The following is a 19857-nucleotide window of genomic DNA, read 5'->3' as shown; positions in this document are numbered from 1 at the left end:
GTCACGCGGCGGTGGCCGACCTCACGCGTCAGATGATGCGGTGCCGCCCGAGCCGCGCCAGCTCGGTCTCCCACTGGATCCTCCGGCGGCGGTCGCAGCTCTGCCGGACGAGCAGGTACGCGGCCAGGAACGGCAGCCCCGCCGCACCCGTCGCGACGATCCCGGCCAGGGACGCGTTCGCGATCGTCTCGGCGTGCTTCTGCGGGCGTCCGGTCAGCCGGCCGTCGGTGTCGGCCCAGATGCCGCGCCGGTCGCCGGGGGCCGCGCCGAACCAGGCCCAGGTCTCGGCGGTGCGGATGGTGCCGTCGGGGGCGTCCCAGCGCAGCACGGCGTACTTGGACGAGTTGCGCCCGCCGTCCTGCTTCACCCTCACGTCCGTGACCCGCGCGACGGCGTGGTACCGGGACGCGCCCTGCACCCGCTCGGTGCGCACGCCCGCGTCGTACGTCCGCGTCGCGGTGCGCCCGGCGACGAGCGGCGCGACGACGAGGAACAGCCCGAGGAGCACGAGACCGACCGTCCACTGCACGCGGTCGACGGGACGCCGCAACGGATTGCGGTCGAACCCCAGCCGACGGCGCAGTCGGCCGACCCCGGCCGCTCCGGCGCGCACGCGCGTGATCATCGTGACTCCCTCAGAAGTTCCGCCCACCTCCACGGTAAGCGCCCGCGGACGCCGCGGACCACGGGTCGAAGGTCCCTGCCGCACGGGCCGCCCGCCCTCGGACGACCACCCGCCCCACCCGGTTCCCCGCGCACCACCAGCCGCGCCCGACCGGACCCGCGCGGCGACCCGTCCCCCGTCCCCGCCGGGACCGGAGTCGGGCTTTCACGCCACCGTTCCCCCTATGGGCGGGGCGACCTCCCGGTGGAGGAATTCGAGCCGGTTGCCGACGGGGTCGAACGCGAAGAACCGCCTATGCCCTGGAAAAGCGTCGTCCCAGGTGACCTGCACGCCGTTGTTCGCGAGCCGACGCGCGAGCCCGTCCAGATCGCCGACGTGAATCCCCGGATGCGCTTTGCGCGCGGGCCGGAAGTCGTCCTCGACGCCGAGGTGGATCTCCAACGTCTCCGCCCTGACCCACAGCCCGCCCCGCGCGGCCAGGACCGGCGGCTTCTCGATCTCGGTCATGCCCAGAACACCGACGTAGAACGCCCGGCATGCGTCCTCACTCCCGGCCGGAATCGCCAACTGCACATGATGCAACGCGAACCCGAACGGCGACGCGCACTCAGGCCCGTACCCCCGCTCCGAACTCTCCATGACAACCCCCTCACCTCATTCTCGCGCCGACCGAAATCCCGCCCGCTCACCCGCACCCGCTCCTGAACCCCGACGGCGCGCACATCGTCTGAACGACGACGATCCGCCACGCGATGGGACGGCCATGCACAAGCCAGCACGTCCGGAAGAACTACCCGCCCCCTGGACCCTGTGGTCCCGCGCCGCCGCGATGGCGGCCCTGGAGGCCGCGATCCCGTACGACGGCTACCCGACCTTCGCCCTGCACGGCCCCGAGGTCACCCACGACGACGGCGGCGGCAACACCTGGACGCTCCTGCGCAAGCCCAACCGAGCCGTCCGAGAGACGACGGTGTAGCCGTCACCGGTCGCTCGACCCCCCGGCCAGGGCAGCCAGTGCGTCGATGATCGACTCATCGAAGTGCAACCCGCCGGTGCTATTTCGCCTCCTCTTCTTGAAATTACGCCCGAGCTGCTTTTGGTCGCCGTCGCCGAAACCGCTTATTCGCTCGTTTCTTCGTGTCTCTCGTCAAGTGCTCGACGGACCGCTCGGAAATCTCGTATCAGCCCGGGAATCTTTCCCAGTAGTTCCCTTAGCTGACTGATCAGCAGAGTGAGGACCCCGAATCCGGCGAGTATGAAGAGCGTTATGTCATCCCATCTCATGAGGGTTCCTGCTTGCTGTTGGCGTACCGAATCTTGTCCATGTCTCGTATGAGAACGCCGTGTTGTTCGGCCAATTCCTCGTAGATGCTGTCCGGGCCGCAGTCGATGTGCTCGGCGTCATGGCGTCCCTGGCATTCCGGTGGGCACTCCATTTCGGCGCACAGCTCGGGCTCAGCCGGGGAAGCCTCGTTGATGACGTGGTAGATCAGGATATTTGCGGCGAGGCTTCTGACCTGGACCATTTGGATAAAAAGGTCGAGTTCGGCCTGCTTTGTAGCCTGTGTGTCCGCTATGTCGCTTCTCTCCTCGGCGGCCCAATCGTGCGCCGATTCGAGCGAGACCATGAGCCAAGCGAGTTGAGGCGGTTCGAGTTCTCCGTTCTCGGCGAGGTGTTGCACCGCCTCGCCTGCGCGCCGGACGTTGTCGATGGACGTGAGGTAGCGCGTGAGCAGCGGCGGGGTCTTGCTGTTCTCCTCGTGGGCGGCGTGTTCAGCCGCGGCGTGGCGCTGGCGGCGAACTTTGGCCACGAACGCCGTCAGGCAACCTCGGCACGCGTGCAACGAGCCGTTCTCGCCCGACACCACCTCGATCGGCCGTTCCCGGGCGACGGCGAACGGTGTGTCGCAGAGGAAACAGTTCGAGCCCCGCGCCTGCTCCTCGCTCGGCTCGGACGGCATGGCGTCCAGCAGCTCCCGACGTGCGTACGCAGGTATATGCATGATCCCTCCATCGAGTCGCAGCACAAGGTTTCTCGGCTTCGCCGTGACCCATCTTCGCTGGAGCTTTCTCGAAGGTGTCAGCTTCTGGCGAGCCGTCGTCGGACTTGACGAAAGCTGGCTTGATCAGCCGCCTCGGCGTCTAAGCTGCTGACAAAATCTGACACCGGGAAGCGAGGTCACCGTTCATGTCGGCCGCACCGGACCAGCAAGGGCGGAAGGCCCTCGATGATCTGACGAAGGCGCTCCAAGAGCTTCACCGAGCGGCGGGGCGTCCCAGCCATCGCCGTGTCAGCGATGCGATCAGGAGAGGCGCGTACCCCGCGACGGTCAGTCATGAGGGTGTACGGTCCGCGCTCAATGGCCTGCGCGAGCCTCGCTGGGAGACTGTCGAGTCGATCGTCTCGGTGCTCGCCGAGTCATGTCATCCGCCGCGGGACCCGCAGGCCGAGGTGGCACGCTTCCTGCCGCTCTGGCGTGCGGTGAAGGAAGGCGATGCGGGTTCTCTGAAATCTGCCCGCGAGTTGTTCCTCCAGGGCTGGGGCGGCGAGGATGGAACTTGGACGCCCGAGATGGTCGCCGGCATGTTGATCAATCCCTTCAATGCAGTCGAGATCGATCCCGCCCTCGTCGCCCCTCACGAACCGCTGATCGCTGAAGAGGACTGGGTGAAGGTCGCTCTTCGGGTCATCGAAGAGTCCGGCGCCGAATTCTTCCTGCACGCTCTCCTGCGTATTCTGAAGGGTGACTACCTCGGTGGGGAGCACGGTGCCCCGTTCGGTTATCGGTCGGCTACGGATGAATTGAACGAAGACGAGGCTCAAGAGGTCTTCGACTTCGTTTGCGAGCAGATGGTTCGGCGCCTGCGCACCGAGCCGAACCTTCTGGCGCGCTCGATCAAAGCATTTCACGATGACGGCGATATCGACGACGAGGAGCGGGAGAGGGTTCTGCGTGCCGAGTCGGATCCGAGTCTCATGCGAGAAGTCATGACGCTTTCACCGGAGAGTTGGGACGAAGTCTCCGAGGAAGCCCACTGGCTGGTCTTCGCCTACCTCGTCGAAGAGGGCGCCGTGGTAGGCCGACCAAACCTTCCGCCAGAGCAACGATTTTCGATCACGTGGCGGATTCCTGAACCTGAAGGGGCCTAGTACGGAAGGCAGCTCGAGGCGAAAGCCGCTTCCCCGCTCCAAGATCGTGCCTGCGGGCAGTCACGTTGCGCACTCACGGTGAAAGCGGAGGAAGACGCGGCCGATCGCCTGGCCCCATACGCGAAGCCCGGGCGCATGCGTCGTCTGAACGATGACGATTCGCCATGGAATGGGACGGCCATGCACGAGTCGGCACGTCCGGAAGAACTCCTCACCGATCCCGGGCGTTCGGACGGCGCCACGCCGTCGAGCATGCGGGCCGTCGGCCGTCCACCGCCGGACGGGACGCGGCATCAGTCGATGATGAACCAGTTGCCGTGGCGGTAGGACAACGTCAGATCGCTCAGGTCGCGCGCGGTGAACCGCGTGGCGGCGACGACGGCGCGCGCCGGGACGTCCACGTCGCCGTTGGCCCGCCGTGTCACCATCGCCTTGTTGACGGTCGCGGTCTGCAGCGCCGCCAACTGCGCGTCGGAGAACATGCTCCGCGTGATGGCGAAGGTGGTCCGGCACTTGCCGAACCCCTGGACCTCGGCCCGCTTGGCCGCCGGCCCGGCGATGGCGCACAAGGTCGTCAGGTCACCCGTGCCGAGCGCCCGCACAGCGGTCAGATAACGCGCGATCGCCGCATCGACGGTCCTGGGCACCGAGGTCGGCGACGGCGCCGAAGGCCGCACGCTGGGCGTCGACGGCACGGAACTCACCGTCGGCGTCCCACCCTGCGGCCCGGACGTGACGTCATCGGTCTTCGCGCCGTCCTTGCACGCGGACAAGGCGAAGACAGCGGCCAGCGCCAGCGCGCCGCCACCGAGTCGCACGACGTAATTGCTCACGACCATCCTCAGCTACCGGTTTTCGGGCGGAACCAAGCTAGCGGGAATACACGCCCGGTATGCAGCTTTCGCCGCACCTGTTCCGGGCCGGCCCAGCCCACGGGCGGTTCCGGGAGCCATCGGCGCTTGCAGATGTGAACTACGTTAAGTGATTGTTCGTGTGTGTATAGTTACCGCCGCTGGACGGCGGTCTCGCCGTCGTGTCGTACCGATCGGGGGTAGCGATTCATGGTTCGTCGTCTGTTGGCGGTGGGTGCTTCCGCCGTGTGCGCGGGCGGGATGGTCTTTCCGGGCCACGCGGCCGTGGCGGGCGAGCGGAGCGCCGCACGCGAAGAGGTGTGCACCGCGAAGACCGACAGCCGCTCCGAGAACGGGCAGAGCAGCGCCGTGTGGCGGCTGTGCCTGGAGCCGACGGCGACCGGCTGGTCGCACGGGACGCTGGAGGCCGAGTGCTGGCACGGGGTCATGGTCTGGTCCCGGAACACCTGTTCGGTCGACGGCACCTACCTCATCACCAAGGACGGCGAACGGCTCGAACCCGAGAGCAAGCCCGGCAAGTACCACCTCGAATACACGCCGTGGGGGCCGTACAAGGTGTGGGACGAGCAGCCGAGCGGCCCCGCGAACCCGCAGTATTCGGGCGATTTCTCCGGCAACAGCGGCGGCGAGTTCACGCTCGTCCTCGCTGACCGGTTCACCTTCAAGTGCAGCGGCGCCGGGAACTACACCTTCAAGGTCGGCGGGCGATTCACCGTGTCCGGGGAGAACGTCCCGTTCAACGGGTCCGTCACGGCCAACGGCTGCTGACGCCGCGCTCCGAGGCGCCGTGCGGGCGGCGACGCCCGGCGCGAACGCCGTCCCGCGTCGCGGCCCGGGATCAACAGCCGCGCGGCGGGCGGGCGTGGGTTAGTGGCGCGCGTCGGCTGCCCGGTGGGGCGGTGTCGGCCTCACCGGGCAGGGTGCGCGACAGGGGAGCGGGACGGCCGTCGGCGCGCGCCGTTGAGCGGGAGCTTCGGCGCGGCCGTCGGCCGGGTGCTTCAGCTCGCCTCCTCGGCGGGCCAGCTCATGCGGATCTGCACGCCCTTCGGGGAGGTGCTGATCTCCACGTCGTCGGCCAGGCCCTCGATGACGGCGAGCCCGAGGTCCACCGTCCCGTTCGCCAGCGCGAACGCCAGGTCCTCCGGGGTGCCGACCGAGGTCAGGTCGCCCGAGGACGCGTCGGAGCCCTCGCGGCGCCCCGGCCCGGAGATGTCCTCGCCGGGCACGGCGTCGGTCACCGTCACCTCGAACCGGCCGTTCTCGCCCTTGAGCTCCAGGTGCACGGGTTCGTCCGGGCAGTTGCGGCGGTGCGCCTCCACCGCGCGGGAGCATGCTTCGCCCACCGCGAGCCGGACCTCGTCCAGCAGGGCCTCCTCGACGCCACTGCGGCGGGCCACCGCGGTGACGATCAGACGGGCCGTGCGGACATGGACCGGCAGCGCACTGAATGAGAGTTCGACGATCGCCATCTCAGCGGGAGCCGCCTACTTGGCGCCCTTGCGCTTCTCCTCGGCTTCGGCGATCGAGGTGTGAATGCCGAAGACCTTGGTGAGCCCCGTGATCCGGAAGATCTTGAGGATGCGCTCCTGGGTGCAGACGAGCTCCAGCGAACCGTCGTGGGCACGGACGCGCTTGAGCCCGCCGACGAGCACGCCGAGACCGGTCGAGTCGAGGAACTCGACCTTCTCCATGTCCACCAGCAGGTGGAACTTGCCCTTGTTCACCAGGTCGATCAGCTTCTCGCGAAGCTTCGGCGCCGTGTAGACGTCGATCTCGCCCTCCACCGTGATGACGGTCAGGCCATCGTCGGTGGTGTAGTCGTTCACCTTCAGGTCCACAGATCCTCCAGCGCCGTACAGCACATTCGATTCCGCTCATACCGCGGCGGGCGGCCCGGCGAACGGAACTTCGCCCGAGATTCAACCACGCTCCGGCGTCCTGGACGCACGTTATCGCCCAGACAGGCGAAACTTCGCGCCATCCCGTCTGACCTGGCGATCTGCCGGTCATGGCAGGGGGGTGAGGCCGTCGGCGCCGAGGCGTTCCCCTGGTTTTGCCCATGCTGGCACACTGAAAACCTGATGGGCGTCCAAAGATCTTCTTCTCCCCTCGACCGGCTTCTGGCCGATCCGTCCCGCCGTGCCCGGGTTACCCATGTCGAGCACGTTCCCGCACGTCCGGGGCGTTCTGCGGCCTGGCCGACCTGGGCGCCGGAGCTCCTCGTCGGACGGCTCGCCGCCGCCGGCATCGAGGCTCCGTGGAAGCATCAGGTCACCGCCGCCGAGCACGCCCGCGCGGGACGATCCGTGATTCTCGCCACCGGAACAGCGTCGGGAAAGTCACTCGGCTACCTCCTACCCGCCGTCGCCGCGATCTATGACGAGGACGCGGCGGGGACCGTCCTCTACCTCGCGCCGACCAAGGCGCTGGCCGCCGACCAGGTGCGCGCGCTGCGGGCGTTGCGGCTGACGCGGTTGCGCGCCGCGGCGTACGACGGCGACACGCCGCGCGACGAGCGGACATGGATCCGGCAGAACGCGAACTATGTCCTGACGAATCCCGACATGCTGCATCGATCGCTGCTGCCGGGGCATGCCCGCTGGGCCAGTTTTCTCCGTCGGCTGCGCTATGTGATCGTGGACGAGGCGCACGGCTACCGGGGCGTGTTCGGCTCGCACGTCGCGCAGGTCCTGCGGCGGCTGCGGCGCGTCTGCGCGCGGTACGGGGCCGAGCCGACGTTCGTCCTGGCGTCCGCGACGACGTCCGAGCCCGCCGCCGCCGCGTCCCGGCTGGTCGGCGTGCCCGTCGTCGCGGTGGACGACGACGCCTCCCCGCGCGGCCCCGCCACCTTCGCGCTCTGGGAGCCGCCGCTCACCGAGCTGCGCGGCGAGCGGGGCGCGCCCGTCCGGCGGACGGCGACCGCCGAGGCCGCCGCGCTGCTCGCCGACCTCGTCGTGGAGGACGTGCAGACGCTCGCGTTCGTCCGGTCCCGGCGCGGTGCCGAATCGGTCGCACTCGGGGCGAAGCGGGCGCTCGCCGAGGCCGCGCCGGAGCTTGCCGCGCAGGTCGCCGCCTACCGCGCGGGCTACCTGCCGGAGGAGCGGCGGGCGCTGGAGGAGTCGCTGCGCTCCCGGACGCTCGTCGGGCTGGCCAGCACGAACGCGCTCGAACTCGGGGTGGACGTGTCCGGGCTCGACGCCGTCCTCGTCTGCGGCTGGCCCGGGACGCGCGCGTCGCTGTGGCAGCAGGCGGGACGCGCCGGACGCGCCGGACAGGATTCGCTCACCGTCCTCGTCGCCCGCGACGACCCGCTCGACACGTTCCTCGTCCACCATCCGCGCGCGATCTTCGGCACGCCGGTCGAGGCGACCGTGCTCGATCCGGACAATCCGTACGTCCTGGAGCCGCATCTGTGCGCCGCCGCGGCCGAACTGCCGCTCACCGCGGCGGACACCGAACTGTTCGGTCCCACGGCCGCCGCACTGCTGCCCGACCTCGTCCGCCGCGGTCTGCTGCGGCACCGGCCGACCGGCTGGTACTGGACGCGCCGCGAACGCGCCACGGACCTCGCCGACATCCGGGGCGCGGGCGGCGAACCGATCCAGGTGGTGGAGTCCGGGACGGGACGGCTGCTCGGGACCGTGGACGAGGCGTCCGCGCACACCACCGTCCACGAAGGGGCCGTGTACCTGCACCAGGGCGAGTCGTTCGTCGTCCAGACCCTGGACCTGGACGACGCGGTGGCCCTGGTCTCGGCCGCCGAACCGGACTATTCGACCACGGCGCGGGACGTCACCGACATCCGGATCGTCGAGCCGCTGCGCAGCGCGTCCTGGGGGGCGGCCACGCTGAACTTCGGGACGGTCGAGGTGACGCGCCAGGTCGTCGCCTACCAGATGCGCCGGGTGCAGACCGGGGAGATGGTGGGCGAGAAGCCGCTGGACCTGCCGCCGCGCACACTGCGGACGCGCGCCGTCTGGTGGACGCTCGCGCAGCCGCACGTCGAGGCGCTCGGCGACCTGGACGTGGCCGGCGCCGCGCACGCCGCCGAACACGCGTCGATCGGCCTGCTGCCCCTGTTCGCCACGTGCGACCGCTGGGACATCGGCGGCGTCTCCACCGCCCTCCACCCCGACACGGGCCTGCTCACGGTCTTCGTCTACGACGGACACGAGGGCGGCGCGGGGTTCGCCGAGCGCGGCTACGAGGACGCGGCCGAATGGCTCCACGCGACCCGCGACGCGATCGCGTCCTGCGAGTGCATGTCGGGCTGCCCGTCCTGCATCCAGTCACCGAAGTGCGGCAACGGCAACGAGCCCCTGGACAAAGTCGGCGCTCTGGACCTGCTAGCCGAACTCCTACGCCACGCCCCCACCCCACCTGACCAAACAGGCAGCAGGCAAGGCACAGCACCGCACTGACCGCCGCATCCTAAGCCGACGCCACAACCCCACAGACGCCGGCAAGCAACCGCGAGGCAGTCGGCGTCAGCGGGGCCATCCGAGCGGCGGCACAACACGCTGCACGGGAACAGCCGGAACAGACGCCGCCAGTGACCGCGATGCAGTCAACGCCAGCAAGCCGAGCGCGGCACAACACGCTGCGGGTCACCGCCGGAACAGACGTCGGCGGTGACCGCGATGCAGTCGACGCCAGCAAGGCCAGCGGAGCGCGGCACGACGCGCTGCGGGGTACCGCCGGAACAGACGTCGATGGTGACCGCGATGCAGTCGACGCCGCCAAGGCCAGCCGAGCGCGGCACAACACGCTGCGGAGGACGGCCGGGGAATAGAAGCCGGCCGGTGACCGCGAGGCAGTCGACGCCAGAAGGGTCAGCCCAGCGGTGGCGCAACACGCTGCGCGGGGACGGCCGGAGCCGCACCGCCACCGTTCTGCCGCGCCTTGGCCAACTCACGCTGAAGCTGCCGCTTCTCCATCTCCATCGTGGACAGCACCTCCTCATGCTCGTCCCGCAGATCGCGCAATTCGCGCCGCAGGTCAAGCGAACGCCGCATGCCGGACATGGCGACGCTCACCCCCAGCACGAACAGGAGAGCGACCACGGCACCGGCCAAGAAGACCTGCCACTCATTGTCGACACCCGGGACACTCTTCCCAAAGGCCGACAGCGTCGCCGGATCGGAATTCTCCATGACGACGGCCACGCCGGTCGACACAGCGACCGCCACGAGCACAAGCCCCAAAAAGATCATGCGGAGCGTCTCCTCTCCGTTACCGGGACAAACCGGGAGAACTCTCTGCCGGTTCGGGAGCCTAGCCCCCATCCCCGCCCAGCGCCATCACTTCATGATCAAAACCCCACCCGAACGACGAACTCGTCCACCAACACCTCTCTGACCAGCCATTCCACTCACGAAAGCACCCAGTAACCACCCGCATCCACCCCGCAAGCCCCCACCCAACAGCCCCCAAGAACCCACATCACCGCATAACTAACCAATTCGCGAACCCCCAGCAGTACGCCCACCCGCCGAGCAAGCGGACCGCGCACGGCCCAGCCCAAGCCAAATGAGCACTCAGACACCCGCGGAAGCTGGCGAGCAAATCAGGCAGGCCTGGGACGAAGCGGCAATATCTCGTCGCTGATCCACATACCGGCTGGACGCCGCACGCCCTGGCCGACCCAAGGCACGTTGCAGCTCGCCGTACCTTCACACACCGCCGCACTCACCCTTCCAAGAGGCCGGACAAGCGCAGCCCGTTAAGCACCCGCCCGCGCGAGACACGCCGACATCCAGCAGCATGCTCCCGACCCTGAACGATTACGCACTCACGTACGCCTCCGGGCTCAAGACCGCGCGCCGACGGAAGGCTTCTCAGGCGGCCACAGCCCGGCCAGCACCGGTGTTACGCGCCCGCGTGCGCGGGGCCGCGTGCTCCAGTTGGGCGTGCAGGAGGTCACGGATCACGATGCGCTCACGCGAGCGGGACTGCGCGAACGTCAGGACGCGCGAAGGAGCACCACGGGCTGCGCGCTCACGCGCGCGTGACCGCGTCCGAACAACGGGAGATCAACCGGATCGGCGACGCTACGCGCCCATGCGCGTGGGACCGCATCTCTCCCCGCTTGGCGGGACTGGACGGGGGTGGGACTGCTACAGCTCGTTGCGGGACTTGCGGTCGTCGGGGCCGGGCACACCGACCGGGGTCCGGGACGGACGAGCGCCGCGACCGCCCTTCGGCTTGCCGAGCTTCGCGGGACGGCGACGGACGGGCTTGGCGGCCGGCTTGGCCGCCGCGAAGATCGTGGACTCGTTCGGCTGCTGCGGAGCGGCGACGGCGGGAGCGGGCGGCGTGAGCGGCTCAGCCAGCGGGGACGGTTCAGACGGCGCGAACGGCCCGGACAGCGCGGGCGGGTCGAACGGCGTGGACGGGTCGAACGGCGCAGTCGGCCCAGCCGGTGCGGACGCCTCAGGCGACGCGGGCTTCTCCGGCGGCGCGTCGAACCGGGGCATCTTCACGTCGCCTTCGGGCTTGCGGAACATGCCGGTCGGAGCGGGTTCGGTGTCGGCGGCGGGCTTGGCGTCCGCCGCGCCCTTCGGCTTTCCGAGCGTGAGCACCGCCGTGCGCGCCAGCGTCTCCGCCTCGGAGATGCTCTCCCGCGTCTTGCTCACCCGCCGGCGGCCGGTCCCGCTGCGCGCCATCCGTGCCGCCATGCCCTTGCTGCTGACGCCGGCCTGCGCGACGCGGAGCCGTCGCGTCCACATCCCGAGGTGCGCGGCGATCACCAGCAGGACGAGTGCGATCCCGATGTTCCGGCTCCACTCGATGGGCCCCATCGGAACGGCGTTGTCGGCGGTCGGCGTGCTCTGCCCGGCGACCTGCGGAGCGGGGTAGGCGTACCCGGGCGTCGCGCCGTCCGGCTGGACGGACGGCAGCGTGACCGGCGACTGCCCGTTGAGGTTCGTCAGCGGCGTCTGCGGCGCGTTGCCGGTCGTGGGCAGCGGCGGCACGGCACCGGACGTCGGCAGCGGCGCGGACCCGCCGCCTCCGCCACCAGTCCCGCCCTTGATCGTGACGCTCGTGGACGCGGCGGCCGACGACACCGTCCCGCCCATGCCGTTGGGCCGCTTGGCCAGGACGCTCACCTTCACGGTCCCGGTCGTCCCGACGGCGAACGTCGCGGAGCACGCGGCCCCCGAGCAGAACTTGCTCACGCCCCCGGACTGCGACCCGACGCCCGACGCGTTGACGTTGTAGCCGTTGATGTCGCTCTCACCGCCGCGCGCCCAGCTCACCTTGAGCTTGCCGCCCGCCGCCGTCGCCGACAGCCCGCTCGGCCGCGCCGGTGGGATCCGGACGGTGAACGTGCTGGTCGATGCCGTGCGTCCGGCCCGGCGCACCGTCAACGTGTACTTGCCGTTGCGCCGGATGTCGACGTTGCCCGAAAGGCTGGCCGGGCCGAGGAACGCCATGCCGCGATCGACCAGGATATCGCCGCCGGCGGGCGTCGTGACGTGCAGCTCGCCGGACACGGGCACGAACGAGCCGTCGAACGTCGCCTTGGCCGTCACGGAGCTGCCGCTGCGGACGATCGCGCCGTTCGCCGGGGCCGTGACGGCCGTGGCCGCCGAGGCGGGCGCGGCGCCGACGAAGACCGGGATGCCCATCGCGAGGGGTGCAACGAGCATCACCGCACCGATCCTGCGAATCGCGGTCACGATCTCAGTCCCTCCTCGGATGGCCTGCCGACGGTGCTCCGGCGTCGCGCTGCGGATTGGGGGGCGGCGGGGGTCACCGCGTGCGTCGACTGCCTTGGGATTACCGCAGCGTAACCCACCGTCAGGCGTTTGACGTCACGGAACGATGACAAAGACGCAGCTAACACCCCTCAACTTCGCACCTATTGACAGGAAGTGCAACGGACCGTGCTCAGGGTACGCGGTCGCTCCGGACGGGACCAGCCCGCGACCGCGAGACGATCCGCCGCTCGCCCAACCCCAACGGCATCGGCACGCTCGCCACCACCGCAACATCCACGATCCCGCCGTGAACGGCGCACGAAGCCAGCCGCCCACCCGAGGCGACCGCGACGTCCCACGCCCTGCGGCACATCCGGACGTCCCCGCCTGTCTGCCCCGCCCCGGCCAACGCGGCGAGATCCGCCGCCGACTCCGCCCGCGCCCGAACCCCCCGGATACCGCCGACGGCCATGGCAGCCACCCCCACGAACCAGACGACACCCATGAAGGCCACGACCCACACCGTCCCCGACCCGCGATCGTCCCCTAGCCTCACTCTTCACTCTCCTCCCTGCTCAGACTGTCTCCTGACTACGTTCACCGCATCCGCCGCATCGACCGCATCCCGCCGACGCGGACGCACCCCACTGCGTCCCGCCGATGCGAGGGAACGACGGGCCACGGACAACGCCGTGAAAGCGGATCACGCCCGTCCGCAAAGCCCGCGACTCCGTTCGTCCTCATCCACGACGGCCCTGACGCAGGGCCGTCTGACCAACGGCGAACTCCTCCCGCGCACCAGAACGGCAGGCAGAGACCGCCCCGCCCCATCCGCGCCTACGCCCGTGCCCGCCCTCGCGCCCAAGCCCGCCCTCGCACCTGCTCCCTCGCACTCGTGCCCGTGCCTACGCCCCCGTACCTACGCCCGTGTCCGCGTCTGTGCCCGGCCTCGTCCCGCCCTCTCGCCCATGCCCGTCCTTGCGCTTGTTCCCGCGCTCGTTCCCGCGCTCGTTCCCGCGCTCGTTCCCGCGCTCGTTCCCGCGCTCGTTCCCGCGCTCGTTCCCGCGCTCGTTCCCGCGTCCGCCTCCATGCCTGTCCTCGCGCCTGTGCCCGCGCCTGTGTCGCGCCCGTCCTCGTGCCCGCGCCCGTCCTCCTGCCTGTTCCTACGCCCGTGCCCTCGCCGCTGCCCGGCCTCGCGCTCGTCCCCGCGCCAGTCCCCGTGCCCGTCCTCGCGCGCGGCGCCGCGCGGCCCGTGCCCGTGCGGATGGCGGTGGGAGCCCGGGTCCCCCGGTGTGAGGGACCCGGGCCGGCCGCCGGGGGCCGTGTCCCGTCCGTCAAGGGGAGAGGTCGGTTACCGGGACGGAGTCGGCTCCCGGTTCGGTGGCGGCCACCGCGCGCGCCGTCACGGTCAGTGCCGGAAGGCCCGCCGCGACGGGAGGCGGAACCGGAACGGCCACCTCCACCCGCGACGCCTCACCGTCACGGTGCACGGTCACCCTCGCTCCCGGCGGCACGGCGTGCTCCACGAGCGACCGCACCGCGGCGAGCGACTCGCCGCGCGCGGCGGCCCGCGCGCCGCCGCGGGCGGCATCGGAGCAGGCGAGTCGAACGGACGCCACCGCCACACCCCACAGCACGATCGCCGCCACCAGGACCAGCGCGGGGAGCGCCATCGCGATCTCGGCCGTCGCCATGCCCGCGTCACGACGGCGCCTCATTCCCCGAGCCGGAGCGCCTGCTGCACGACGCCCAGCAAGGCGGTTCTCACCGCGTCCGTCGTGAGGACCTTGTAGAGGATCCCGGCGAGGGCCGCCGCCGCGACCGTCCCGATCGCGTACTCGGCCGTGGACATGCCGAGGTCCCGCGCGTGGCTCCGGCACCGTTTCCACCTGCGCATGACTTCTCCCTCCCTCCGGGGCGCACGGCTCGGCGCCCGGACTTCAGCCTGCTCACGGCCGACGTCGAGAGAAAGTCGAACTCAGTTCTGTGGATAAGCGGGCACGAAAAAACGGGGCGGAACGCGGACGTACAGCCGCATTCCGCCCCGCCTTAGAGCGTTCAGTCTTCAGGCTTCGCGTCGGGGAGCTTGGCCGAGATCAGGTCCATGACCGTGCCGTCGGCGAGCGTCGACACGTCGCCGATGCTCCGGTTCTCCGCCACGTCGCGCAGCAGCCGCCGCATGATCTTGCCCGAGCGGGTCTTGGGCAGCTCGGGGACGATCATGATCTGGCGCGGCTTGGCGATCGGCCCGAGCTTGCGGGAGACGTGCTCGCGCAGCTCCTGCAAGAACGCCTCGCCCTCGACCTCCTCGCCCGCCGCGCCGCGCGGGATGACGAACGCCACGATCGCCTGCCCCGTCACCGGGTCGGTCGATCCGACGACGGCCGCCTCGGCGACCTTCGGGTGCGAGACCAGCGCGGACTCCACCTCGGTGGTCGAAATGTTGTGCCCGGACACGAGCATGACGTCGTCCACGCGGCCGAGGAGCCACAGGTCGCCGTCCTCGTCCTTCTTGGCACCGTCCCCGGCGAAGTACATGCCGTCGAACCGGGACCAGTACGTCTTGACGTACCGCTCATCGTCGCCCCAGATGGTGCGCAGCATCGACGGCCACGGCTCCTTGAGCACGAGGAACCCACCGCCGCCGTTCGGTACCGACTCACCATGGTCGTCCACGACGTCGGCGACGATGCCCGGCAGCGGACGCATCGCCGCGCCCGGCTTGCCCTCGGTCACGCCGGGCAGCGGACTGATCATGATCGCGCCGGTCTCGGTCTGCCACCACGTGTCCACCACCGGCGTGCGGTTCGCGCCGATGTGCTCGCGGTACCAGACGTACGCCTCCGGGTTGATCGGCTCTCCCACGGAGCCGAGAACCCGCAGCGACGACAGGTCGTACCGCGCCGGGATGTCGTCGCCCCACTTCATGAACGTCCGGATGGCAGTCGGCGCCGTATAGAATGTCGTCACCTTGTACTTGGCGATGACGTCCCACCAGCGGCCCCGGTGCGGGGTGTCGGGGGTGCCCTCGTACATGACGCTGGTCGCACCGTTGGCCAGCGGACCATAGACGATGTAAGAGTGCCCGGTCACCCAGCCGATGTCGGCCGAGCACCAGTACACGTCCTTCTCCGGCTTGAGGTCCATCACCGCCCAGTGGGTGTAGGCCGTCTGCGTGAGGTAGCCGCCGGACGTATGCAGGATCCCCTTGGGCTTCCCGGTCGTCCCGGACGTGTACAGGATGAACAGCGGGTGCTCGGCGTCCACGGGCTCGGGCGTGTGCTGGTCGGACTGGCGTTCGACCACGTCCTCCCACCACACGTCGCGGTCGGTCTCGGCGACGTCCTCACCGGTGCGCCGGACCACCAGGACGTGCTCGACGCTCGGTGCGTCCGCGACCGCCTCGTCGACGGTCGGCTTCAGCGCGGACGGCTTGCCGCGCCGGTACCCGCCGTCCGCGGTGATCACCACACGGGCCTGCGCGTCGTCGATCCGGGTGCGCAGCGCGTCCGCGGAGAACCCGCCGAACACCACCGAGTGGGTCGCGCCGATGCGCGCGCACGCCAGCATCGCGATCGGCAGTTCGGGGATCATCGGGAGGTAGATCGCGACCCGGTCGCCCTTGCGGACGCCCAGCTCCAGCAGCGCGTTGGCGGCCTTGCTCACCTCGCGGCGGAGGTCGGCGTACGTAAGGGTGCGGGTGTCACCGGGCTCACCCTCCCAGTGGTAGGCGACCTTGGCACCCAGGCCCGCCTCCACATGGCGGTCCACACAGTTGTAGGCGACGTTCAGTTCACCGCCGACGAACCATCGGGCGAACGGCGGGTTCGTCCAGTCCAGGACCTCGTCCCACCGTTTGGACCACGCCAGGCGGTCGGCCTGGCGCTCCCAGAAACCCAGCCGGTCGTTCGCGGCCTCCTCATAGGCCGCCGCGGTCACGTTCGCGGACTCGGCGAGCTCGGCCGGCGGGGGGAACCGCCGCGTCTCCCGCAGGAGGTTCGACAGTGTTTTCTGGCTCTCGCTCACACGTACTCCTTGCTGACGAGGGTGAAGTTCCCGGCCGACCCACTCCAACAGGAGTTCGCGCGCAGTACAAGGCAACGCCCCTGTGGCGGGCCGGGGGCGCCGGTGGCTCCTGACTCCGAACGGGATGCTATGTGATGCGCGCCACACCCGTCCGGGCTGTTGCCTTCTCTGCTGTGCCTATCCAACCGCCCGCAGTCAGATCGGCGGCGCGAACCGCATAGGGTCTGCACCGTGACCGATGCCCTCGCCTCCGTTGCGGACCTTCCCGGTGTGGCCGACGCCGTCGCCGACGCGCGCAAGGCCGTCGACCGTCTCCTCGGCCATCGCATCCTGCGGCGTCGTAGCGCCGAGGTATCGACCGAGTCGGCACTGAGGGGCGCGCGTGCATCCGCCGTGCTCGAAGGCGCGTCCGTCACGTTGGACGAGCTGCGTACGACCGAGAACCCGTCCGACCCCATCGTGCAGGGCTCCCTGCGGGTGTCCGCCGAACTCGGGACGCTCGCCGAGACGTGGCGGCAGGCCCCCCGCCAGGTCCTCGCGCGGCTGCACGTCCTCGCCGCGGCGGACGCGGTGGACGCCGACGCGCTCGGCCGTCCGCGCGCCGAGGGCAAGCCGTCCACGGACCCGGCCGGGCTCGGCGACCCGCCGCCGCCCGCGGTGGTCGCGGCCCGCCTCGACCAGCTCAGCGGCCTGCTGACGGCGCCGACGAAGGCTCCGGCGCTGGTCGTAGCGGCGATCGTCCACGGCGAGCTGGCGACGCTGCGGCCGTTCGGCTGGGGGGACGGGATCATCGCCCGCGCCGCGCAGCGCCTCACGCTCGTCGCGCGCGGCTTCGACCCGAAGTCGCTCACCGCGCCCGAGACGGGCCATGCCGAACTGTCGGGCGCCTACGGTGAAGCGTTGCGCGGTTATGCCGCGGGAGGTCAGGACGGGGTGGCGGCGTGGGTGGCGCACTGTGCCGCCGCGACGGCCGCCGCCGCACGCGACTCGCAGGCCATCTGCGAGGCGTTCATGCGCGGCTGACGGGTCTGTCACCGGTACCGCGTACGGTCGGTCGCGTGGCCGAACGACGCACCGGGGCGCCTGCCGCCCCCACCGAGACGACCGTCCGCTCCGCCGACTGGGACTCGCGCGATCTGAGCGGCGAGGAGCACACGCGCGTGCTGTTCTCGGACGTCGACATGACCGAGGCTGCCGGCGACGGGGCCGTCTTCACCGAGTGCGTGTTCCGGAACGTCCGGTTCAACGTGTCCGCGCACACGGACGGGGCGTTCGTCAACTGCACGTTCGTACGCTGCTCCTTCTTCGACGCGACGTTCACCGGGTGCAAGGTCGTCGGGTCGATGTTCGACGACTGCTCGCACGACCTCATGAAGGTCCGCGGCGGCGACTGGTCGTTCGTCGGGCTCCCGGGGGCCGACCTGCGGCGGGCCGACTTCGCGGACGTCCGGCTGCGCGAAGCCGACCTCACCGGCGCGCGGCTGGCGGGCGCGACGGTGGTGCGCTGCGATCTGTCGGGGGCGTGGGTGCATCAGGCGGATCTGTCGGGGTGTGATCTCCGGGGTTCGGTACTGCCGGCGATGGATCCGGCGACCGTCGGGCTGCGGGGCGCGGTCATCGACCCGGTGCAGGCGATGGCGCTCGCCGTCGCGCTCGGTCTCGACGTCCGCGGTTGAGCGGGGCGTCCAGCGGGTTGACCGGACGCTGGTCAAGGCTTTCCCCGCTGGTCGGGGCGGGCGACGGCGCCTCGGGCATCCCGGATGAGCTGGGCGAATTCCCGGCGAATTGACTAGCGAAACGCCTGGTTCGTGCCTGAGTGTGCCGAAGTGGCAGTCCGTTTAGTGATCACGGTCGGTGATCGTTTGTTTTTCCCGGCGCGGACGGTAACGATCAATAGGTTCCGTGGTTGATTTGTCCGACGTGCCCGAGATTCCCGATCACGGAGGGCAGCCGATCCCGCTGATCAAGAAGAAAAGTCGCCCCAGGGGTGACATTGTGGCTCGACGGAAGTCGTAACAGTCGGGCAGCATATGTTGTATCTGCCTACACTGTAGGCGGTGACTTTGCGTCTCCTGTAGGTACTACTGGCGTGCGCCCGTAGTGATCTACGCCCCTAAGACTTTCCTGAGAAACGGTCCGGCTCTACCCCCCCGGAGTCGGACCGCACGGCGACCCCCGCTCTCCCCCCCGGCGGGGGTCGCCCATTTTGGGACCGGGTGGGCGGTTCGGCAGCGGCCCGCCCACCCGGTTATCCACAGGTTGGGGACGGACTTTCGCTCGCGCCGCGCGCCGTCCGATGCTGGAGCCCTCCGAACCTCCTGGAGGGATCATGAACAGCACCGCGCTGATCGCGACCGCCGACGGCCCGCTCGGCGACGACCTGCTCCGACTCGCCGCCGCGGCGGGCGCCTCGGCCGAGGTCGTCCGGCAGTCCGCGGCGGCCCGGGTCGGGTGGCGGCGGCCCGGGCTCGTCCTCGTCGGGGACGACCTCGCCGACGACCTGGCGGGCGTCCCGCACCGGAGCGACGTCGTCCTCGTCGCCCGCGCCCCCGACCCCGACCTGTACCGCCGCGCCGTCGACGTCGGCGCGCAGCAGGTCGCCGTCCTGCCCGCCGACGAGCCGGTCGTGGTCGACGCGCTCGCCGCCAGCGCCGAACCCGCCGGCGGGGAGGGGGTGATGGTGTGCGTGTGCGGGGCGCGGGGCGGCGCCGGGACGACCGTCCTCGCTGCCGCGCTCGCGATGACCGCCGCCCGCGACGGGACGCGGACCCTGCTCGTCGACGCCGATCCGCTCGGCGGCGGGCTCGACCAGATGCTCGGTGTCGAGGAGGACGACGGCGTCCGCTGGGCCGGGCTCACCGAACGGCGGGGGCGGCTGAGCGCGTCGCTGCTGCGGGAGTCGCTGCCCAGGGTCGGCGCACTGTCCGTGCTCACCGGCGATCCGGGCGGCCCGGTGCCGGAGGCGGCGGCGTCCGCCGTGCTGGACGCGGCCGTGCGCGGCTACGAACTGACCGTGGTGGACGTTCCGCGCCGTCCGGACCTGGTCGGCCAGACGGCGTTGCGCACCGCGGCGGTGACGTTCCTGCTCGTGCCCGCCGAGGTCCGGCCGACGATGGCCGCCGCGCGGTGGGCGCCCGAGCTGGCCGAGCTGACGGCGGACCTGCGGCTCGTCGTCGGGCTGCCGTCCCCCGCCGGGCTGACGCCGGACATCGTGGCGGAGTGCGTGGCGCTGCCCGCCGCCGGGGTGCTGGAGCGCGACGAGCGGCTCGCGGTCCTGACGGAGGACGGCGATCTGGAACGGGGGTTGCGGCGCGGTCCGATGCGGGCGCTCTGCGACTACCTGTTGTCGGAGGTCCCGATATCGGTGCCGTCCGTCCAGCGCAGGGCCGCCTGACCGCGCGATCTGTCGCGGCGGCTACCGGAACGCGGCGTCAACTTGCGACATTCCGTGTGCGGCCGGACCGAGGGGGACGGGCGGAT

General features: G+C 70.5%; 19 protein-coding genes. 7 read left to right on the top strand and 12 right to left on the bottom strand.

What is annotated here, in order from left to right:
- Nucleotides 1–28 precede the first annotated feature (28 nt).
- On the bottom strand, nt 29–625 hold the full coding sequence (locus GQ466_RS14600) for an Rv1733c family protein (RefSeq protein ID WP_161103382.1): 597 nt from the start codon (nt 623–625) through the stop codon (nt 29–31).
- Nucleotides 626–829: 204 nt separating this feature from the next.
- Nucleotides 830–1198, bottom strand: a complete 369-nt coding sequence (locus GQ466_RS14595; RefSeq protein WP_337193510.1) for a VOC family protein — start codon at nt 1196–1198, stop codon at nt 830–832.
- A gap of 190 nt (nt 1199–1388) precedes the next feature.
- On the opposite strand from GQ466_RS14595, the gene GQ466_RS14590 reads away from it, so the two are divergent.
- The gene (locus GQ466_RS14590) at nt 1389–1601 is read left to right on the top strand and encodes a hypothetical protein (RefSeq protein WP_161103380.1); all 213 of its coding nucleotides are present in this window, start codon (nt 1389–1391) and stop codon (nt 1599–1601) included.
- Between the two features lie 304 nt (nt 1602–1905).
- Here GQ466_RS14590 and GQ466_RS14585 read toward each other — a convergent pair whose 3' ends face one another.
- The gene (locus tag GQ466_RS14585) at nt 1906–2628 is read right to left on the bottom strand and encodes a hypothetical protein (protein ID WP_161103379.1); all 723 of its coding nucleotides are present in this window, start codon (nt 2626–2628) and stop codon (nt 1906–1908) included.
- Between the two features lie 185 nt (nt 2629–2813).
- Here GQ466_RS14585 and GQ466_RS14580 point away from each other — a divergent pair, with 185 nt between their 5' ends.
- Nucleotides 2814–3776 (top strand): hypothetical protein, encoded by a 963-nt coding sequence (locus tag GQ466_RS14580; protein WP_161103378.1) that lies wholly within the window; start codon nt 2814–2816, stop codon nt 3774–3776.
- 293 nt (nt 3777–4069) lie between these two features.
- On the opposite strand, the gene GQ466_RS14575 is transcribed toward GQ466_RS14580, so the two are convergent.
- Nucleotides 4070–4609, bottom strand: a complete 540-nt coding sequence (locus GQ466_RS14575; protein ID WP_161103377.1) for a hypothetical protein — start codon at nt 4607–4609, stop codon at nt 4070–4072.
- Between the two features lie 249 nt (nt 4610–4858).
- Here GQ466_RS14575 and GQ466_RS14570 point away from each other — a divergent pair, with 249 nt between their 5' ends.
- Nucleotides 4859–5416, top strand: coding sequence for a hypothetical protein (locus GQ466_RS14570; protein ID WP_161103376.1), 558 nt, complete (start codon nt 4859–4861; stop codon nt 5414–5416).
- A gap of 230 nt (nt 5417–5646) precedes the next feature.
- Here GQ466_RS14570 and GQ466_RS14565 read toward each other — a convergent pair whose 3' ends face one another.
- Together GQ466_RS14565 and GQ466_RS14560 are read right to left on the bottom strand one after the other, a co-directional pair.
- Nucleotides 5647–6117, bottom strand: a complete 471-nt coding sequence (locus GQ466_RS14565; RefSeq protein ID WP_161103375.1) for an ATP-binding protein — start codon at nt 6115–6117, stop codon at nt 5647–5649.
- 15 nt (nt 6118–6132) lie between these two features.
- The gene (locus GQ466_RS14560; RefSeq protein WP_103561456.1) at nt 6133–6486 is read right to left on the bottom strand and encodes an STAS domain-containing protein; all 354 of its coding nucleotides are present in this window, start codon (nt 6484–6486) and stop codon (nt 6133–6135) included.
- A 243-nt stretch (nt 6487–6729) separates the two neighbouring features.
- On the opposite strand from GQ466_RS14560, the gene GQ466_RS14555 reads away from it, so the two are divergent.
- A complete protein-coding gene (locus GQ466_RS14555; RefSeq protein WP_161103374.1) occupies nt 6730–9069 on the top strand; it encodes a DEAD/DEAH box helicase in 2340 nt (779 codons plus the stop codon).
- Between the two features lie 411 nt (nt 9070–9480).
- Here GQ466_RS14555 and GQ466_RS14550 read toward each other — a convergent pair whose 3' ends face one another.
- The 6 genes from GQ466_RS14550 to acs form a co-directional block, all read right to left on the bottom strand.
- Complete coding sequence (locus GQ466_RS14550; RefSeq protein WP_161103373.1) at nt 9481–9861, bottom strand: hypothetical protein; 381 nt, start codon at nt 9859–9861, stop codon at nt 9481–9483.
- A 903-nt stretch (nt 9862–10764) separates the two neighbouring features.
- Nucleotides 10765–12300, bottom strand: coding sequence for a hypothetical protein (locus GQ466_RS14545; RefSeq protein ID WP_161103372.1), 1536 nt, complete (start codon nt 12298–12300; stop codon nt 10765–10767).
- Between the two features lie 241 nt (nt 12301–12541).
- Nucleotides 12542–12907 carry an Rv3654c family TadE-like protein gene (locus tag GQ466_RS33140; protein WP_378186602.1) on the bottom strand — a complete coding sequence of 122 codons (366 nt, stop codon included), beginning with the start codon at nt 12905–12907 and terminating at the stop codon, nt 12542–12544.
- A 778-nt stretch (nt 12908–13685) separates the two neighbouring features.
- Nucleotides 13686–14069, bottom strand: coding sequence for a TadE family type IV pilus minor pilin (locus tag GQ466_RS14535; RefSeq protein WP_202420430.1), 384 nt, complete (start codon nt 14067–14069; stop codon nt 13686–13688).
- Nucleotides 14066–14248 carry a DUF4244 domain-containing protein gene (locus GQ466_RS14530; protein ID WP_161103370.1) on the bottom strand — a complete coding sequence of 61 codons (183 nt, stop codon included), beginning with the start codon at nt 14246–14248 and terminating at the stop codon, nt 14066–14068. Before GQ466_RS14530 ends, GQ466_RS14535 begins: the two co-directional genes overlap by 4 nt.
- Nucleotides 14249–14409: 161 nt before the next feature.
- Nucleotides 14410–16377 (bottom strand): acetate--CoA ligase, encoded by a 1968-nt coding sequence (gene acs / locus GQ466_RS14525; protein WP_161103369.1) that lies wholly within the window; start codon nt 16375–16377, stop codon nt 14410–14412.
- Between the two features lie 231 nt (nt 16378–16608).
- Here acs and GQ466_RS14520 point away from each other — a divergent pair, with 231 nt between their 5' ends.
- The 3 genes from GQ466_RS14520 to ssd all read left to right on the top strand — a co-directional run bounded on the left by GQ466_RS14520 (nt 16609) and on the right by ssd (nt 19771).
- Nucleotides 16609–17400 carry a Fic family protein gene (locus GQ466_RS14520; RefSeq protein WP_103561448.1) on the top strand — a complete coding sequence of 264 codons (792 nt, stop codon included), beginning with the start codon at nt 16609–16611 and terminating at the stop codon, nt 17398–17400.
- A 35-nt stretch (nt 17401–17435) separates the two neighbouring features.
- Nucleotides 17436–18053 (top strand): pentapeptide repeat-containing protein, encoded by a 618-nt coding sequence (locus GQ466_RS14515; protein ID WP_161103368.1) that lies wholly within the window; start codon nt 17436–17438, stop codon nt 18051–18053.
- 653 nt (nt 18054–18706) lie between these two features.
- Nucleotides 18707–19771, top strand: coding sequence for a septum site-determining protein Ssd (ssd, locus tag GQ466_RS14510; RefSeq protein WP_161103367.1), 1065 nt, complete (start codon nt 18707–18709; stop codon nt 19769–19771).
- Nucleotides 19772–19857 lie beyond the last annotated feature (86 nt).

The sequence above is a fragment of the Actinomadura rayongensis genome (genome assembly GCF_009831215.1).
In the GTDB taxonomy this organism is placed as follows: Bacteria; Actinomycetota; Actinomycetes; order Streptosporangiales; family Streptosporangiaceae; genus Spirillospora; species Spirillospora rayongensis.
Note: the sequence above shows the minus strand (reverse complement) of the source record. Positions and strands in the feature narration are given on the sequence as shown.

Coding starts and splice junctions, on each gene's coding strand:
- GQ466_RS14565 (WP_161103375.1), bottom strand. CDS start 6,117: ATGGCGATCGTCGAACTCTCATTCAGTGCGCTGCCGGTCCATGTCCGC.
- GQ466_RS14555 (WP_161103374.1), top strand. CDS start 6,730: ATGGGCGTCCAAAGATCTTCTTCTCCCCTCGACCGGCTTCTGGCCGAT.
- GQ466_RS14585 (WP_161103379.1), bottom strand. CDS start 2,628: ATGCATATACCTGCGTACGCACGTCGGGAGCTGCTGGACGCCATGCCG.
- GQ466_RS14545 (WP_161103372.1), bottom strand. CDS start 12,300: ATGCTCGTTGCACCCCTCGCGATGGGCATCCCGGTCTTCGTCGGCGCC.
- GQ466_RS14590 (WP_161103380.1), top strand. CDS start 1,389: ATGCACAAGCCAGCACGTCCGGAAGAACTACCCGCCCCCTGGACCCTG.
- ssd (WP_161103367.1), top strand. CDS start 18,707: ATGAACAGCACCGCGCTGATCGCGACCGCCGACGGCCCGCTCGGCGAC.
- GQ466_RS14580 (WP_161103378.1), top strand. CDS start 2,814: ATGTCGGCCGCACCGGACCAGCAAGGGCGGAAGGCCCTCGATGATCTG.
- GQ466_RS14600 (WP_161103382.1), bottom strand. CDS start 625: ATGATCACGCGCGTGCGCGCCGGAGCGGCCGGGGTCGGCCGACTGCGC.
- GQ466_RS14550 (WP_161103373.1), bottom strand. CDS start 9,861: ATGATCTTTTTGGGGCTTGTGCTCGTGGCGGTCGCTGTGTCGACCGGC.
- GQ466_RS14530 (WP_161103370.1), bottom strand. CDS start 14,248: ATGCGCAGGTGGAAACGGTGCCGGAGCCACGCGCGGGACCTCGGCATG.
- GQ466_RS14535 (WP_202420430.1), bottom strand. CDS start 14,069: ATGAGGCGCCGTCGTGACGCGGGCATGGCGACGGCCGAGATCGCGATG.